Origin of the sequence: Pantoea sp. GM01, from assembly GCF_000282675.1 — a bacterium.
GTDB lineage: Bacteria > Pseudomonadota > Gammaproteobacteria > Enterobacterales > Enterobacteriaceae > Pantoea > Pantoea nemavictus.
On sequence record NZ_AKIU01000050.1, the window covers coordinates 1 to 16,260 of the forward strand.

Below are 16,260 nucleotides of genomic sequence, written 5' to 3' on the forward strand. Positions count from 1 at the left end.
CGCTCCTGCTCAGCGCCGCCTCTCGCCGCATCCCTGCGGCTCGCCCTGGAATCCCTCACTCGCTCAGCGGGCTGGGATGTCGCCTCAACACCCGCGCTGCAGCATGCATGCGTTTTTCTAAATCACCATCGCGGTAACGCCTGTAGGGTCGCCATTCATGGCGACCAGGTAACCCATGCAGAGCAAGGGCGCTGCTTAACTGACGAGCATTACGCCATTTATGGCGACCGTATCGACCTCAGCTGCGACTGAACACCAACTTCAAACCCGCAACGGTAAAGCAACAGGCCAGCAGCGCATCTAATCCACGGCGGATGCGGCGATAGAAGGCCGCCATCACTGCGGTGGAAAACAGCAGCGCATATCCCCCAAACACCAGCACGCAAATTGCCGCACAGCCAGCGATAATCATCGGTAAGGTTGACCCATCGGCGCCCGGTTTAAGCGCTACCGACATGATGGCTACCCAGGTCAGAATCGCCTTGGGATTGCCGACGTGCATTAAAATCCCCTGACGGAACATTGTGCCAAAACGCGCTTTTTCGTTGCCCGGCGCTAATTCCCCGACATCCGACTTACGCAGTGCCGATTTTCCAGCCTTATAGGCCAGCCACAGCAGATATAAACCACCGCCAATCTTCAGCACAATCAGCAGTTGCGCGAAGGTAGCCAACACGGTGAGTACGCCGCAGGCCGCCAACAGCGCCCACATCATCGAACCGCCAATCACGCCACTGGCTAAGGCTAACGCCGCGCCGCGTCCCTGTTTCATGGCCGTGCCCATAATCGCCATGTTGCTGGGACCCGGACTGGCGGTGGCGACGAAATAAGTGGTGTAGATCAAAATCAATTCATGTGAAAGCGCCATAGGTTCCTCTGCGATGGCTTTGTTAACATTCTGTTATATCGGCCAGACGGCTGCTTTCCTAATGAATATGCTTCATGCCGCCAGAATGTGTTGAATCGCCAGAAACATCGGGATTGCGCCAAATACATTTGGCGGCTCATGCAATGTTACAAACCCCAGACGGGTGTAAAAATTCACGGCTTGCGGTTCGGCATCCAGATAAACGCCTTTTACAGGCAATGCATCATGAATTATTTTGACGTGGTCGAAGAATGCCCCCAACAGATCCTGGCCATAACCTCTCTTTTGTTCACGGATTGCCACTCCCAGCATGACTAAGCGCACAACGCCTACTTCAGCTGGCATTGAACCTGACAACACACCAGTAAGTTTCTGCTTCAATAGGGAATAAGCGCTGAACGTACATATTCCTAACAGCTCGCCTGTGTTAGCGTCGATCAACGCTTTAGCTGCGCAGTTTCCATCTTTTACGCTTTTTTTAAGCGAGTTGCGTACAAAGGAATTAATGATTGCATTGCCGCAATCGAAGTGTTTATTGCCGGGATAGGTGATGTCTGCCTGGTAAGCGCACACCATAACGTCGGTGCTATTTGTCGACTTTTCCATCTGCTCTTTTCCTTCGCATCAACGCTTGTAATGCCAGCGTCGGAGCTGCAGGTTCAGACATGAGCTGATTCACTTGCTGCCAACTCTCTTCAGAAAGCTGACGACGTCGCTGATTATCCAAAACGGTTTCTGCACGCTCAAGCGCCGCATTTAAGATAAAGGCACTCAAATCTAATCCTGCAGCGGTAGCTGCTTCCTTAAGAACTTCTTTAAGATTTGAACTGGTTTTTAATTCGACGCGCGCATCTTTAACAGCGCGCGTATCGGTACTAAGTGCGGGTACTTTTGGCATAGCGAGAGCCTCGTAGAGTAAAAACGCCTCCTGTTGACGTCAGTCCTTAAACTTATGCAGCGTTGCATTATGAGTGATGTCTTTCAATTCAGTTAGCCTTGTACGGCTGATAACCGTATGTGGACAAATTACCCTTACCGCATAATCATGTCAATGCGTACGGCTAATAGCCGTATTAAATTCATCCTCCATTTGGATTTTTGCTGTTTTAACTTCAGTGACCTTGCAACTCCTTACGCAACAGCACTAACTCGCCCGCCAGGTCGCGGCAGAGCATCGCCGTCATTAGATGATCCTGTGCATGCACCATAATCAGCGTGACCGGCACTTTGCCGCTGCCTTCATCGGCGCCAATTAACGCAGTCTGGATCTTATGCGCCGCCTTTGCCGCTTCGTCCGACGCCGCTAACGCGTCATCCGCCCCTTGCCAGTCGCCTTTGCGGGCTTGCTGAATCGCCATCATGGCTTGCGATCTCGCCTCACCGGCATTAATCAGCAACTCCATCATCGTTTGTTCAAAATCCATAGCCGCCTCACTTATTGGTATGCCAAATTAACGTTAACGATGCTACCGGAATACCAAAAAGAGGTTCCGCGAGCAGGATCACAGAAATTAATCACGATAATCGCCATTTTGGTATGCCACGAACCATCAAGCTCACGCATAACACTTAAAACCGCTGAGGGTTGACCAATGTCTCTACAGGAACGTCTTATCGATTCACTGGGTAGCTTTGCCACGCGATTCAACAGCTACCGCTACATCATGGCGATCAAAGCCTCGTTTATTACCTTGATGCCGGTGATTATTGTCGGTGCTTTTTCGGTGCTGATTTCTAACATGGTGCTCGACCCGAAAAATGGCCTCGCCAGTTTCGCGTCACTGTCGTTTCTCGCCGATTTAAAACCGATCACCAGCAGTATTAATTACGCGACGCTGAGCTTTCTGAATATTGGTGCAGTGTTCCTGATTGGTATTGAACTCGGCCGCATCAACGGCATTAAAACGCTGTTTCCGGGCTTATTGGCGATCATCTGTTTTATCTCCGTCACGCCCACCACGCTGCAAATGCTGGTGGACGGGCAGATGCATGTGGTCACCGATGTGTTGGCGAAACAGTTCTCCGATACCAAAAGTCTGTTCCTCGGCATGTTTATTGCCATTCTCTCGGTGGAGATTTATTGCCGGCTGGAGCAGGTTGAGCGGCTGAAAATCAAGATGCCGGATACCGTGCCGCCGAACGTGGCCGCATCATTTTCCGCGCTGATTCCGTCGATCATCACCGTCACGCTGGTGGCTACCTTCGGCTTTATCTTCCATCAGATCACCGGCATGTACCTGTATGACGCCGTATATAAAGTGGTGCAGCAGCCGCTGGAGTCAGTGGTGCAGAGCCTGTGGGGCATTATGCTGTTGATGTTTGTTGCCCAGTTGTTTTGGGTGATTGGTATTCACGGCAACCAAATGGTGAAACCGATTCGCGAGCCGCTGCTGCTGGGGGCAATTCTGGTCAACATGAACGCCTTCGAGCAGGGTAAGGAAGCGCCAAACATCATCACCATGCCGTTCTGGGATGTGTATATGAGCATTGGCGGTTCAGGCCTGACGATTGGTTTGTTAACCGCGGTGATGATTGCTACCAAACGTAAAGAGATGCGTGAAATCGCCAAACTGTCGTTTGGACCGGGCCTGTTTAATATTAATGAGCCGGTGATTTTTGGTATGCCGATCATGCTCAATCCCATTCTTGCCATTCCCTTCATCATTACGCCGCTGGTTACCGGTTCGATTGGCTATTTCGCCACGGTGATGGGCTTTGCCGGTAAAGCGGTGGTGATGGTTCCCTGGACCACGCCGCCGATCATCAACGCGTGGCTCTCTACCGCCGGTTCGATGGGCGCGGTGGTGACACAAATTATCTGCATCGTGGTTTCGGTATTGATTTATCTGCCCTTTGTCAAAGTGGCTGCGCGTCGAGCTGAAGCGGCGGAAGCGAAAAATTTGCAGGCAGAGCTGGCACAAAATTAAGGAGAACCTATGAGTAAGCACACCATTAGGCTGCCGGAAGGCTTTATTCTCGGCGCGGCGGCGTCGGCCTGGCAAACCGAAGGCTGGAGTGGCAAAAAAGCGGGACAGGACTCTTACCTCGATGCCTGGTATCAGCAGGATCGTCATGTCTGGCATAACGGTTACGGACCGGCGGTGGCGACGGATTTTATCAACCGGTTTCGCGAAGATGTGGCGTTAATGAAAGCGGCGGGGCTGACGCACTATCGCACCTCCATCAACTGGTCACGTTTTCTCACCGATTATGAAAACGCGATTGTTGATGAAGAGTACGCGGCCTATTACGACCAGTTGATTGATGAGATGCAGCGCCAGGGCATTGAACTGATGTTATGCCTCGAACATTACGAACTGCCGCTGCAATTGCTGGAGGCGTATGGCGGCTGGCAGTCAAAGCATGTGGTCGAGCTATTTACGCGCTATGTCGAAAAGGTGTTTGCCCGCTACGCCGGAAAAGTGACGCGCTGGTTTGTTTTTAATGAGCCGATTGTGGTGCAGACCCGCGTCTATCTTGATGCGATACGCTGGCCTTATGAGCAGAACACGCATAAGTGGATGCAGTGGAATCACCATAAAAATCTTGCCACGGCGAAGGTGGTGAAACTGTTCCGCCAGCAGGGATACGCCGGCACGATTGGCACCATTCTTAATCCTGAGGTGACTTATCCGCGATCGTCTGCCGCGCACGATGTTCAAGCCGCGCAACGTTACGATCTGTTTTATAACCGGGTATTTCTCGACCCGGCGATCAAAGGCACCTATCCCGCTGAACTGCTGCAGCTGCTGGCTAAACATGACGTGCAGTGGGACGCGACGGAGGAGGAGCTGGCGATCATCGCCGCCAATACCGTCGATGAAGTGGGGCTCAATCTTTACTATCCGCATCGCGTGAAAGCGCCTTCTCGTGCCTGGCATCCGGAGACGCCGTTTCACCCCGCTTTTTATTACGAGCATTTTGAGCTACCGGGCCGCCGCATGAACAGTTCGCGCGGTTGGGAAATTCAGCCGCGCATTATTTTCGACATGGCGCAGCGTATGAAAGAGGAGTACGGCAATCTGCCGTGGTTTGTGGCGGAGAGCGGCATGGGCATCGAAAACGAAGCGCAATTTAAGAATGCGCAGGGGGAAATTCAGGACGACTACCGCATTAACTTTATTGCTGAACATCTTTACCAGGCGGTGCGCGCGCGTGAAGCGGGCAGCAACTGTCTGGGCTATATGCTGTGGGCGTTCACCGACAATGTTTCACCGATGAATGCGTTCAAAAACCGCTACGGACTGATCGAGATTGATCTCGACAATCAACGCCAGCGGCGGATGAAGAAATCGGCGCACTGGTTCCGTCAGTTGCGTGACTCGCAGCAATTGACCCTCAATATTGACGATGAAGCCAAATAAGGACGACCTATGAAACGTATTATTCTTGCCTGCGCGGCCGGCATGTCGACTTCGCTGCTGGTCACCCGCATTGAAAAAGAGGCGATAGCACGTGGCCTTGCGTATCAAATTTATGCCATCCCCGAGCAAAACCTGCGTGAAGAGTTACAAAATTACGGCCAGGAGGTGGTCGTGGTGCTGCTGGGGCCGCAGGTACGCTTTAAGCTGGAGGAGAATAAAAAGTTGACCGATAGCTATCAGCTGCCGATTGCGGTGATTGATAGCGTGGCGTACGGCACGTTGAATGGTGCAAAGGTACTCGATCAGGCGCTGGCTTTGGTACACTAGCGCCCAGATAGCAGTAGGGTTCCGGCTCGCAGAGGATGCGACCGGACCTGGTGCACCATGATGGAAAAGGGTGAGAGCGTGGAAAAAGCCGAAGCGCCACAAGAGAAAAAGCAGTATCAGGAAATTGGTCAACATCTGCGTCAGCAAATCCTTGATGGCCATTATCCCGTTGGCTCACGACTGCCGCCTGAGCGCCAGTTAGCTGAAACCTGGGGCGTGAGCCGCACCATTGTGCGTGAAGCGTTGCTGATGCTGGAGCTGGAAGGCACCGTAGATATTCGCCAGAGCTCCGGTGTTTACGTGATGCGCATTCCTTCCGCCAGTGAAGATGCGGAAGAGGCCTTTTTCCGCAGCGATGTTGGCCCGTTCGAGATGTTGCAGGCGCGTCAGCTGCTGGAGAGCAACATTGCGGCCTTCGCCGCCAAAATGGCCACCAAAGCCGATATCGAAAACCTGCGTCGTACGCTGGAGCAGGAGCAGCGCGCTATCGCACTCAATGACAGCAGCCAGGATAACGACAAGTTATTTCATTTGCTGTTAGCAGGCGCAACGCAAAATCAGATGCTGCTCGACACGGTCACCAGCGTCTGGCGTCATCACGAGGCCAGCCCGCTTTGGCAGCAACTGCGACCGCAGTATGAAACCCGCGCCTATCGCCTGAAGTGGTTGGGCGATCATCAAACGATTCTGGCGGCGCTGCGACGTCGTGATGTGATGGGATCCTGGCAGGCGATGTGGCAGCACCTGGAAAACGTTAAGAACACGCTGCTAGAGTTGTCCGATGCGGATGCACCTGATTTCGACGGTTATCTGTTCGAATCAGTGCCGATTTTCCAGGGAAAGTTGATGTGATGATGGTGAGTTAATCCAGGAAAACCGGCATAGCCATTCGTAGATACCGTACAGGGCAGTCATAAATTCGCGATTTATGGCTATTAAGCAGGCTAATTTCACCGGTAATAAAACGTAATTAATTCAACGGCTGCCAGGTGCCAACCGCCTGGGCATTAATCGGTTTCGGCAGCAGTTTGGCGTTATAAAAGGCATCAGCAATGTTCTGTTGTTCGGCGAGATCGGTTTTTTGTACCGGTTCGATATCGTAGCTGCGCTGCTGGTTGGCTTGCTCGATGGTGGCCAACGGCAAATTCCCCCACAGCGGTGACAGAATTTTCGCCGCGTCGGTGGGGTGGGCTTTCAACCAGGCTGATTCCTGCTCCAGCGCGTGATAGACAATGTTCAGCACCTCGTTATGTTTCTGCGCATACGGCGTCGAAACCAGGTAGTAACGCTGATAGCTGGCCAAACCGTTACCGCTAACTAACACGCGTGAATGCTGTTCGACTTTCGAGCTGGTGACAAAGGGTTCCCAGGTTACCCACGCATCCACGCTGCCATGTTCGAGTGCCGCGCGGCCGTCGGCCGGCGTGAGCCAGGCTGGCGTAATATCGCTGAACTTCAATCCCGCCTTTTGCAGCGCGGCAATCAGTAGATAATGGCTACCGGCCGCTTTGGTGACGGCAATTTTCTTACCCTTTAAATCCTGCAGCGTTTTGATGCTCGAATTAGCCGGCACCAGAATCGCTTGCGCAGCAGGCGATGGCGTTTCACGCGCGTAATAGGTCAAATCGGCACCGGCGGCCTGCGCAAATACCGGGACGGTATCCGCCACATCCGCAGACAAATCCACATTGTTTAAATTCAGCGCCTCCAGCAGCGGCAGACCGCTGGTAAATTCGTGCCAGCTCACTTTAATGCCGCGAGCGGCCAGCGACTTATCCAGTTCACCGCGCTGCTTGATGAGCGTTAATAAGGTGGAGGATTTTTGGTAACCGATACGCAGCGTCTCTTCTGCATGAACCGAGAAAGAGAGTGCAGCAGCAAGAGTGAGTGACGCGATTATTCGCGAGGTCAGCGCGCGCATGGAAAATCCTTGAAAGTTTATGATTTCAAAATCATAAAGCGCGGCTCTGGCTAAACCAAAACGCATGTTTGCATAAGCTATGCGCAATTGCGCATTACAACTTTGCATCGACGCTCACAGAGTTGGCGCAAGGTACGAGAATAGTCTCAATGACTTAAGCGTTTCCTTCTATATTGACTGAGTGACCCGCGTAAACTTTTGCTCATCAATCAACTGATTCGGAGTGGAAATGCCTGCCAATGATGCCTTTATCGTCAGCCGCATGAATAAAATGGTTTTCACCATGGCGATAGCTTTACTGGCAACACTCCCGCTTTGGAGCAGTAAAATTTATTACCGCGATGATCTCTATCGGGTGCTGAATGGCAGTACGGAAACCTGGTTAACCAACGGCAGACCGGCGACCTGGATTATGCAATCCATACTCTCATTCGGGCAGAGCGTCAGTGATATCTCGCCGCTAAACCTTATTATAGGATTGCTGGCGTTAAGTATTGCCAGCGTTGTGTTTACCGAGAGGCTGCAAATTCGGCTCGATGGCTATTGGGCATTAATTCCTCCGCTGTTCATTGTTCTGAATCCTTTTTTAACGCAGGTGATGCTCTACTCTTATGACAGCCTAACGATGCTGGTCTCTATTTCCTGCGCGATGATGGCAAGTCAAATAGAGGGAACCCGCCGCTATAAATCGATTACCTGCTGTGTGCTGTTATTATTGCTGGTTCAAACGCTCTATCAATCCGGCCTGAATATCTATATAGCCTGCATAGCGTTAATTATTTTCTTTCGCGTTTATCACCATCAACCGGTATGGCAATGGCTGATGAGTAAAGTTGCGGCTTTGCTGATTGGGGTCCTGGCCTATAAATTATTTATCAGCTATTTATTACCGGTAAAAATGGATTGGTATACCCTCAAACACTTCAGGTTATTGCCATTAAATCTCGAATCATTGGCGGTGATTCAGACCAGCATAAAACGCTACAGTGAATTCTTTCTTAACGCCTATCCTGCGGCTGCGCTGGTGTTTGTAGTGCTACCGATTGTAATAGCGTTGATCAGTACACTGATTATCAGCTTTAAAATCCGTTCTGAGCAACGTCATGCAAGGTCGGGTAAATGGCTATTGTTGCCTGCGTTTTTTATCGCTGTGTTGGCGGTGCCAGGTTTATCACTGGCGCTAGCGATGCCTCTGTTTGCGCCGCGCATGTTAATGGCGTGGAGTATTACATTATTATTCTGTTTTTATGTGGGCACGCTGGCATTTCCTCGCGGCATAAAACTGTTAGCAGGTTCGAGCCTTATTCTGCTGTGCTACCATTTGGTGTTAATGCTGGTGTGTTTCAATACGGTGGTCAACGACCAGCGATATCAAATGAGTGTGATGAACCAAATTAAAATGGATTTCTCCTCTTTCCCTGCGCAGACCATTGACTCAGTCGCTTTTATTGGACAGTTAAATGATGCACCTGACGTAAGAATTAATATTCGTAATTTCCCGATCATCAACCATATTCGGATGAAAATGCTGGGTGAGTCAGAACCCTGGATTTGGCAGGCAATGATGTGGCAAGTCAACTTATCACTAAAAACCGTGGAGGCCAGCGATGAAATGAGAATGATTAAGCCGCGGGAATACCATTCTCAGGGGCCTGATTATGACGCGTTTAAAGATAATAACGTGCTGGTTATCGATTTCAGAAAATCAGGTGGGGTAGTGACAAAGTATATTCAATAGGCGATCTCATCGGTGATGTACGGATGATGAGAGGACGAGTCAACTCATAGCTTCGCCGTTAAGGCACGGAGAGGCTGGCGCAACACCTCATGCAGCGCGCGGATCGCTGGAGAAAACTGTTTACGGTGTGGGCAGATCAGATGCAGCGGGGTACTTTCACCCGGCATCTCCGGCATGACAATCTCCAACCTTCCTGCCAGTACATCCTCACATACATCAATCCAGGATTTATAGGCGATACCCATGCCCGCCATTGCCCAGCGGCGAGCCACTTCGGCGTCATCACACTGCATGCGGCTTTTCACCGTGATCTGTCGGCGCATGCCCTCCTGCGGAAAGGTCCATTTGTCATAAACATGGCCGCCCATGATGAACAGCAAACAGTGATGGTATTGCGCGATATCTTCCAATTTTTCTGGGCGTCCATGGCGATCGAGATAATCCGGCGATGCCACCATCACGCGGCGATTGTCCTCGGCCAGCGGCAGCGCGACGTAACTGCTGTCCTCCAGCTTGCCGTAGCGAATAGCAATATCCACCGGATCGCGAAACACATCGCTGATTTGGTCGGAGAAAGAGAGACGCACCGCGAGCGCAGGGTGTAGGCGACAAAAGTCGGTGATCAGCGGCAGCAAGATGTTGCGACCAATATCGGATGGCAGGGCGATTTTCAGTTCGCCGCTCAGGGCGTCCTCATCGTTTTGCAGGCTGTCGGCGCCCGCATGCATCAGCGCCAGCATCTCCTGCGCATAGGGCAGGTATTTTTCTCCTTCCGCGGTCAGGCGCAGGCTGCGCGTGGAACGGGCAAACAAGCGACGATCTAACTCCCGCTCCAGGCGCTGAATTGCCGCACTGACCTGTCCGGGTAACAAATTCACCTCACGCGCCGCGCGCGAGAAGCTGCCTAACGCAGCAGAACGCACAAATAGGGTGACATCTTCCAGTCGGATCATCTTCTTTCTAGCCAGGGTAGTCAGCAGGGATTTTCACTCTAAGAGTGAAAGTGTTCACCTGCAACTGGCATTTTTCAATCCGCTGCAGCCCGCTATGCTGAGTTCAATTAACGAAACCTGCTGATGAATAAGGATCTGTCCGATGAAAGCCATCGTCTATAGCCAAAACGGTTTACCGATTTCTGATGAAAATGCGCTGTATGAACTCGATGTAGAGAAGCCGGTACCCGGCGCACGCGATCTGCTGGTAAAAATTCACGCGATTGCGGTGAATCCAGTGGATACCAAAGTGCGCGCCGGTGCGCCCACCGATAAGCCGCGCATTCTGGGCTGGGATGCGGTGGGTGTGGTGGAGGCGATTGGCAGCGACGTCACGCTGTTCCAGTCGGGCGATGCCGTGTTTTACGCTGGTGATATCACGCGCGCGGGCAGCTATGCCGAATATGGGCTGGTGGATGAACGCATCGCCGGGCACAAACCACGTTCGCTGAACGAAGCGGATGCGGCTGCGCTGCCGCTGACCTCGCTTACGGCCTGGGAGTTGCTGTTTGATCGTCTGGAAGTGCAGGCCGAAGACAACGCGGCACTGCTGATTATCGGCGCAGGCGGCGGCGTCGGTTCGATGCTGACTCAGCTCGCCAGCAAACTCACCAAACTGACGGTGATCGGCACCGCCTCGCGCCCGGAAACCGCCGATTGGGTACGTTCACTGGGCGCGCATCATGTGATTGATCATCACCGTCCACTGGGCGAGCAGCTGGCAGCGATTGGCCACCCGGAGGTGCGCTATGTCGCCTCGCTCACCCATACCGACAGCTATTACCCGCAGCTGATTGATGCTATCGCCCCGCAGGGCAAACTGGCGTTAATTGACGATCCAGAAACGCTGGATGCGGTACCGCTGAAGCGTAAAGCCATTTCGCTGCACTGGGAGTTGATGTTTACCCGCTCGCTGTTCCACACCGCCGATATGCAGCGTCAGCATGAAATTCTGCAGCGCATCAGCCAGTTGATTGATGACAAAACCCTGCAAACCACGGCGGGAGAACATCACGGCACGATTAATGCCGCTAATTTGCGTAAAGCCCACGCGCTGATCGAGAGCGGACGCGCGCGCGGCAAGATTGTGCTGAGCGGGTTTTAAGCTTTAACCATGCGCAATAAATTGCGCCGCTACAGATAACTGCACGCTGCTGTAGCGGCGCGATTTATCGCGCAATGTCGACACCAGAATTTTATTGATCCGAAAACAAGGAATCTGACATGACACTCAATGATGCCGTCGCCCGTCGTCACACCGTAAAAGCCTTTGCGGGCGGCAAAAATTTACCGCAGGACGAAATTGATACCTTGCTGAACGTCCTGCGCAACAGCCCGTCTTCGGTAAATTCGCAGCCGTGGCACTTTGTCGTGGCCTCAACGGCTGCTGGTCGCGAGCAGATGGCAAAATCCACTGACGGCGCGTTCGTCTATAACAGCCCGAAAGTGCTGAACGCGTCGCACGTTATCGCGCTGTGCATGCGTACCGATCTGGATGAAGCGCATCTGCAAAATGTGCTGGCGCAGGAAGAGGCTGACGGTCGATTCGCTAAGCCGGAAGGCAAAGCGGGGCAGGATAAGAGCCGCCGCAGCTACGTGGATATGCATCGTTACGAGCAGCGCGATGTGCCGCAGTGGATGGAAAAACAGGTTTACCTGGCGCTGGGTGGTTTGCTGCTGGGCGCGGCGATGTTGGGCATTGATGCCACGCCAATGGAAGGATTTGATCCGCGCGCGTTAGATCAGGCGCTCGGCCTGCGCGAGAAGGGCTTTACCAGCGTGGTGCTGGTGTCGCTGGGTTACCGCAGCGAAGATGATTTCAACGCCGCGTTACCAAAATCACGCTTGCCGCGTGAAGAGATTTTTACCTTTATTTGACGCCGGATTGCCTGTCGTAGGGTGCGCATTACTGCGCCCCCTTTCGATGGTCGCTCTTACGCTAAGGAAATCGCAGCGTAAAGCGGTTCACGCCATGCTCGCTGTGCACCTCGCAGCTTCCCTGATGCAGGCGCATAATGCTGCGCACAATCGATAATCCCAATCCGCTGCTGCCCTGATGACGCGATGTATCGGCACGCCAGAAACGATCAAAGATGCGCGCCTGCTGTTCGGCACTGAGCGCTGGACCGTGATTTTCCACCATCAGGCTGCTGCCGTGATTAAAAATCCGGATGGTGCTATCGCCATCGCCATAGCGCAGCGCGTTGGCCATCAGGTTCGCCAGCGCGCGCTGCAACAGCTGGGGATCGGCGCGCAGTTCGCCGCACAGCGTCATCTCCAGCCGCATTGCCTGCTCTTCCGCCATGCCGTCAAAGTACGCCTGCAACTTCTCACCCAGCAGTGCCAAATCGATGTTTTGCACATCCATCGCCTGGCTGGCATCTTCCGCCTTCGCCAGAAACAGCATGTTGTCGATCATCTTCGCCAGACGTTCCAGCTCCTCATAATTGGAGCCGAGCAGCGCCTGATAGTCGCTGACGCTGCGCGTCTGGCTGAGCGCCACTTCGGTTTGGCCGATCAAGGTGCCGATGGGCGTGCGCAGGTCGTGCGCCATATCCGCTGAGACCTGGCTTAACTGCTGATAGCCGCTTTCGAGGCGGCTAAGCATCTGGTTAAAGGCGGCGACCAACGGCTGCAGTTCTGCAGGCGCCCGCTCGGGCATGCGCTGTGACAAGTGGCGCACATCAATCGCATCCGCCTGCGCCGCCAAACGCCGCAGCGGAATTAGGCCGCGCCGCACCAGCCAAATGCTGATCGCTGCCACCAGCAATGCCGCCAGCGCGGTGGTGAGGATGATTTGATCGCGATAGCTGTTCAGCGTTTGCGTACGATCGCTCATCAGGCGGCCGGTGATGATCTCAATCTCTCCGCTGCCATCGCGCGTGGGCGTTAGCGCCGCAGCCGAGATAAACGGCGTACCGTCAGCGGCGGCGAGATGATGCACCGACGCAAGCGATAAGGGTTGAACGGCCGCTACCGGCGTAATCGAGGGGATCGGGCGTTGGCCGGGATTGACCACGATCAGCGGCGGCTGGCCAGGAAAGCGCAGCACCAATAGCGACTCGGTATTGCCGAGCATGTTGGCAAACAAGCGCGGCTTCTGCTGAATCAGCGTCACGGCATCTTCATCGCGCAGCAGGGTTCGAATCTGATCGATACGATTGAGCAGCGCCGCATCGTCGCGCACGCCAATTTGCGTCGCCAGCGAGTGATAGAGCGCGAGGCCGCTGAGGGAAAAAATCACTATCACCGTCGCACTCAGCAGCAGCGACAGGCGTGCGGCGAGCGAACGTTGCTTCATGATTCGGCTTCGCAGCGATAACCCACGCCGTGCACGGTATGAATCAGCGGCTGAGCAAACGGGCCATCAATTTTCTGCCGCAGGCGTTTCACCGCCACATCCACCACGTTGGTGTCGCTATCAAAATTCATGTCCCACACGCGTGAAGCAATTAAAGTGCGCGTCAGCACTTCGCCTGGATGCAGCATGAACAGGTGCAGCAGGTTGAACTCTTTATTGGTGAGATCGATGCGCTGGCCACCACGCTCGACGCGCCGCTTTAAGAAATCGAGCTGCAAATCGGCAAGCCGCAGAATATCCGGCAGCTTCTGCTGACCGCCGCGCCGCAGCTGCGTGCGCACGCGCGCCAGCAGCTCGGCAAACGAGAAGGGTTTAACCAGATAATCATCCGCGCCCAGCTCCAGCCCTTTGATCCGATCTTCCAGCGTGCTTTTGGCGGTGAGGAAAATCACCGGCGTATGCGTCTGTTTATCCAGCGCCGCCATCACCTGCCAGCCATCCATACCGGGCATCATTACGTCGAGTAAAATCAAATCGTAATGATGCTCCTGCGCATAGAACAAGCCATCCTGACCGTTATCCGCCACATCGACGATAAATCCCGCTTCCGTCAATCCTTTGCGCATGTAATCGCGCGCTTTGGCTTCATCTTCAATCACCAAAATTTTCATGCGCTGCTCCGCGGGACAAAGTTTCAGGGCTGTGCGTGCAGCGCGGCTTGTTCTATCAATTTCGCGACATCATCAGGATGCGATTGATAGACCGAGTGGCTGGCACCGGCAATTTCCACCGTGTGGCTGTGCGCACGTTTGGCGTACATGCGCTCCAGATCGGGACTGATGATTTTGTCAGCTTTCGCCACCATGTACCAGCTAGGCTTGGTCTTCCACGCCGGATCAGGAATGTTGGCGGTGAACACCGCCGCGTTAGTTGGCATCTGTGCGTGGGCTTCAAAATCGGCCTGGGCAGCCGGTAAATCGGCAGCGAAATCGCCGTGGTAATTTTCGGGGGCGATAGTCAGATAACCATCACTCGATTTCGCGAACGGATGCGCACTGTTATGGAATTTTTTGCCATTACTGGCTTCCGTCTCGCCGTTGTCCAGCGCGTGGGCAGCGATATAAACCAGGCCCGCAACTTTATTGTCGTTACCGGCTTCGCTGATGATGGCGCCGCCGTAGCTGTGGCCGACCAAAATCACTGGCCCGTTTTGCTGATCGATAATGCGTCGCGTCGCCGTCACATCTTGCGGAAAGCCCGTCAGCGGCTCCTGCACCAGCGTCACTTTGTAGCCATCATGCGTTAAACGATCGTACACCGGACGCCAGCCGGCACCGCCGACAAACGCGCCGTGCACCAGCACAATGTTGTTCACCGGCTGCGCCTGAGCCTGAGCCGCGCCGCCTGCGATAGCCAGCAGCATGCTCGCTGCGAGAGTCAGTTTGTTCATTTTCATTTGGTTAATCCTGATTGTGAAGGTTGGCCTACAGGATAGGGAACAGGCGCTGACAGCAGGGTGAGCGAGTTATGACAAAAGAATGACATCGACCGAAACGCATGTGTCGATCCCGCGCAATCGATCAAAAATTTCGTGAACATCCTCGCATTTTGAATAGTTCCAGAGCGTCACTGCTTGCCAAAAGACAAACTGAGTGTAATTTATCCCATAACTTCACAAATAATCGTGAAGACGGAAAGTACATTACAACCGTCATCAAGGATCCTTCCTCATGTCCGAATTAAAGTTTGCTACACGTTTGAACTCTTTCGCCTCTGGGGCGCACCTTTACTGGCCAGATCTTCAGGGAAAACCTTCTGTTTTACAGATGATTGCGCGTGCAGGAAAAGTGCAGGGGCTCACGCATTTGGACCTCAACTATCCGCAGCACATCACCACGGATATCCACAACATGCGCCAGGCGATTGACGATGCCGGTTTAGCCGTCAACGGCATGCAGATGCGTTGGGATGCGCCGCAGTTCAAAATCGGTGCCTTTACCAACCCGGATGCGAAGATTCGTCGCGAAGCTATCGAACTGACTAAGCGTGGTATCGACGCCGGTCGCGAATTCGGTTCACGTTTAATGACATTGTGGATGGGGCAGGACGGCTTCGATTACTGCTTCCAGGCTGACTATAAAAAGATGTGGGAAGACGCGGTGAGCGCGGTACGCGAAGTTGCGGAATATGCGCCAGATATCGACGTCAGCATCGAATACAAACCCAACGAACCACGCGCCTACAGCATCTTCCCGAACGCCACTACGTGTCTGCTGGCGGTAGAAGAGGCCGGTTGCGCCAACCTCGGCATTACGCTGGATTTCGCCCACGTGTTGTTTGCTAACGAAATCCCCGCCTTTGCCGCCGCGATGGTTGCGCGCCGTTCGCGCCTGCTGGGTCTGGATCTTAACGACGGCTGGGGCAAACGCGATGACGGTTTGATGGCCGGTTCGGTGAATCCGCGCGCCACGCTGGAATTCCTCTGGCAGATGCAGCGCGACGGTTATCAGGGCGCGTACTACTTCGATACCTTCCCGGATGCCAGCGGTCTGGATCCGATTCGTGAAGCGGAAATCAATATCGCGACGGTGACTCGGCTGCTGAAACTGTGCGAGAAACTCAATAATAATCCGGCGCTGGATGAAGCCATCAGCCGTCAGGATGCGGTGGCATCGCAACAAATTGTCAATGACATCATGCTTGCCCGTTAAGCAAACCAACAACACCAACGTTCCGCGAAAACTATAAA

General features: G+C 53.6%; 17 protein-coding genes and 1 pseudogene. 9 read left to right on the forward strand and 9 right to left on the reverse strand.

Going from position 1 to position 16,260, the window contains the following annotated elements; translation table 11 throughout:
• Positions 1-252 (forward strand): annotated as a pseudogene (locus tag PMI17_RS25745) (hypothetical protein); the annotation flags it as partial.
• Here PMI17_RS25745 and PMI17_RS14615 read toward each other — a convergent pair.
• From PMI17_RS14615 to PMI17_RS14630, 4 genes are all read right to left on the reverse strand, one after another.
• The gene (locus PMI17_RS14615) at positions 239-868 is read right to left on the reverse strand and encodes a LysE family translocator (protein WP_009128265.1); all 630 of its coding nucleotides are present in this window, start codon (positions 866-868) and stop codon (positions 239-241) included. The pseudogene PMI17_RS25745 and the gene PMI17_RS14615 sit on opposite strands and share 14 nt — an antisense overlap.
• A gap of 72 nt (positions 869-940) precedes the next feature.
• Positions 941-1,474 carry an N-acetyltransferase gene (locus PMI17_RS14620; RefSeq protein ID WP_009128267.1) on the reverse strand — a complete coding sequence of 178 codons (534 nt, stop codon included), beginning with the start codon at positions 1,472-1,474 and terminating at the stop codon, positions 941-943.
• Positions 1,455-1,766 (reverse strand): DUF1778 domain-containing protein, encoded by a 312-nt coding sequence (locus PMI17_RS14625; RefSeq protein WP_009128269.1) that lies wholly within the window; start codon positions 1,764-1,766, stop codon positions 1,455-1,457. Before PMI17_RS14625 ends, PMI17_RS14620 begins: the two co-directional genes overlap by 20 nt.
• 214 nt (positions 1,767-1,980) lie before the next feature.
• Complete coding sequence (locus PMI17_RS14630; protein WP_009128272.1) at positions 1,981-2,292, reverse strand: PTS lactose/cellobiose transporter subunit IIA; 312 nt, start codon at positions 2,290-2,292, stop codon at positions 1,981-1,983.
• 168 nt (positions 2,293-2,460) lie between these two features.
• On the opposite strand from PMI17_RS14630, the gene PMI17_RS14635 reads away from it, so the two are divergent.
• From PMI17_RS14635 to PMI17_RS14650, 4 genes are all read left to right on the forward strand, one after another.
• Positions 2,461-3,795: a PTS sugar transporter subunit IIC gene (locus tag PMI17_RS14635; protein ID WP_009128273.1), complete on the forward strand. Its 1,335-nt coding sequence runs from the start codon at positions 2,461-2,463 to the stop codon at positions 3,793-3,795.
• A gap of 9 nt (positions 3,796-3,804) precedes the next feature.
• Positions 3,805-5,232 (forward strand): glycoside hydrolase family 1 protein, encoded by a 1,428-nt coding sequence (locus PMI17_RS14640; protein ID WP_009128275.1) that lies wholly within the window; start codon positions 3,805-3,807, stop codon positions 5,230-5,232.
• A gap of 9 nt (positions 5,233-5,241) precedes the next feature.
• On the forward strand, positions 5,242-5,559 hold the full coding sequence (locus tag PMI17_RS14645; protein WP_009128277.1) for a PTS sugar transporter subunit IIB: 318 nt from the start codon (positions 5,242-5,244) through the stop codon (positions 5,557-5,559).
• 78 nt (positions 5,560-5,637) lie between these two features.
• Positions 5,638-6,411, forward strand: a complete 774-nt coding sequence (locus tag PMI17_RS14650; RefSeq protein WP_036621357.1) for an FCD domain-containing protein — start codon at positions 5,638-5,640, stop codon at positions 6,409-6,411.
• 118 nt (positions 6,412-6,529) lie between these two features.
• Here the strand turns inward: PMI17_RS14650 and PMI17_RS14655 are convergent, their stop codons facing one another.
• A complete protein-coding gene (locus tag PMI17_RS14655; RefSeq protein ID WP_009128290.1) occupies positions 6,530-7,480 on the reverse strand; it encodes an aliphatic sulfonate ABC transporter substrate-binding protein in 951 nt (316 codons plus the stop codon).
• A gap of 229 nt (positions 7,481-7,709) precedes the next feature.
• Here PMI17_RS14655 and PMI17_RS14660 point away from each other — a divergent pair, with 229 nt between their 5' ends.
• Entirely contained in the window at positions 7,710-9,218 is a 1,509-nt protein-coding gene (locus tag PMI17_RS14660) for a glucosyltransferase domain-containing protein (RefSeq protein ID WP_009128292.1), read from the forward strand.
• Positions 9,219-9,262: 44 nt separating this feature from the next.
• On the opposite strand, the gene PMI17_RS14665 is transcribed toward PMI17_RS14660, so the two are convergent.
• Positions 9,263-10,171, reverse strand: a complete 909-nt coding sequence (locus PMI17_RS14665) for a LysR family transcriptional regulator (protein ID WP_009128294.1) — start codon at positions 10,169-10,171, stop codon at positions 9,263-9,265.
• A 142-nt stretch (positions 10,172-10,313) separates the two neighbouring features.
• On the opposite strand from PMI17_RS14665, the gene PMI17_RS14670 reads away from it, so the two are divergent.
• Both PMI17_RS14670 and PMI17_RS14675 read left to right on the forward strand, forming a co-directional pair.
• Complete coding sequence (locus tag PMI17_RS14670; RefSeq protein WP_009128296.1) at positions 10,314-11,315, forward strand: zinc-binding alcohol dehydrogenase family protein; 1,002 nt, start codon at positions 10,314-10,316, stop codon at positions 11,313-11,315.
• A gap of 119 nt (positions 11,316-11,434) precedes the next feature.
• Positions 11,435-12,088, forward strand: coding sequence for an oxygen-insensitive NAD(P)H-dependent nitroreductase NfsB (locus PMI17_RS14675; protein ID WP_009128298.1), 654 nt, complete (start codon positions 11,435-11,437; stop codon positions 12,086-12,088).
• Between the two features lie 61 nt (positions 12,089-12,149).
• Here PMI17_RS14675 and PMI17_RS14680 read toward each other — a convergent pair whose 3' ends face one another.
• Genes PMI17_RS14680 through PMI17_RS14690 form a run of 3 tightly spaced genes read right to left on the reverse strand, consistent with a single transcriptional unit; the run spans position 12,150 to position 14,967 of the window.
• Positions 12,150-13,511, reverse strand: coding sequence for a heavy metal sensor histidine kinase (locus PMI17_RS14680; protein ID WP_009128300.1), 1,362 nt, complete (start codon positions 13,509-13,511; stop codon positions 12,150-12,152).
• The gene (locus PMI17_RS14685) at positions 13,508-14,182 is read right to left on the reverse strand and encodes a heavy metal response regulator transcription factor (protein WP_009128303.1); all 675 of its coding nucleotides are present in this window, start codon (positions 14,180-14,182) and stop codon (positions 13,508-13,510) included. The genes PMI17_RS14680 and PMI17_RS14685 overlap by 4 nt, the downstream gene beginning before the upstream one ends.
• A 23-nt stretch (positions 14,183-14,205) precedes the next feature.
• Positions 14,206-14,967 (reverse strand): alpha/beta hydrolase, encoded by a 762-nt coding sequence (locus PMI17_RS14690; RefSeq protein WP_009128305.1) that lies wholly within the window; start codon positions 14,965-14,967, stop codon positions 14,206-14,208.
• Between the two features lie 274 nt (positions 14,968-15,241).
• Between PMI17_RS14690 and PMI17_RS14695 the strand changes: the two genes are divergently transcribed.
• Positions 15,242-16,222 carry a TIM barrel protein gene (locus PMI17_RS14695; protein WP_009128307.1) on the forward strand — a complete coding sequence of 327 codons (981 nt, stop codon included), beginning with the start codon at positions 15,242-15,244 and terminating at the stop codon, positions 16,220-16,222.
• Positions 16,223-16,260: the final 38 nt, after the last annotated feature.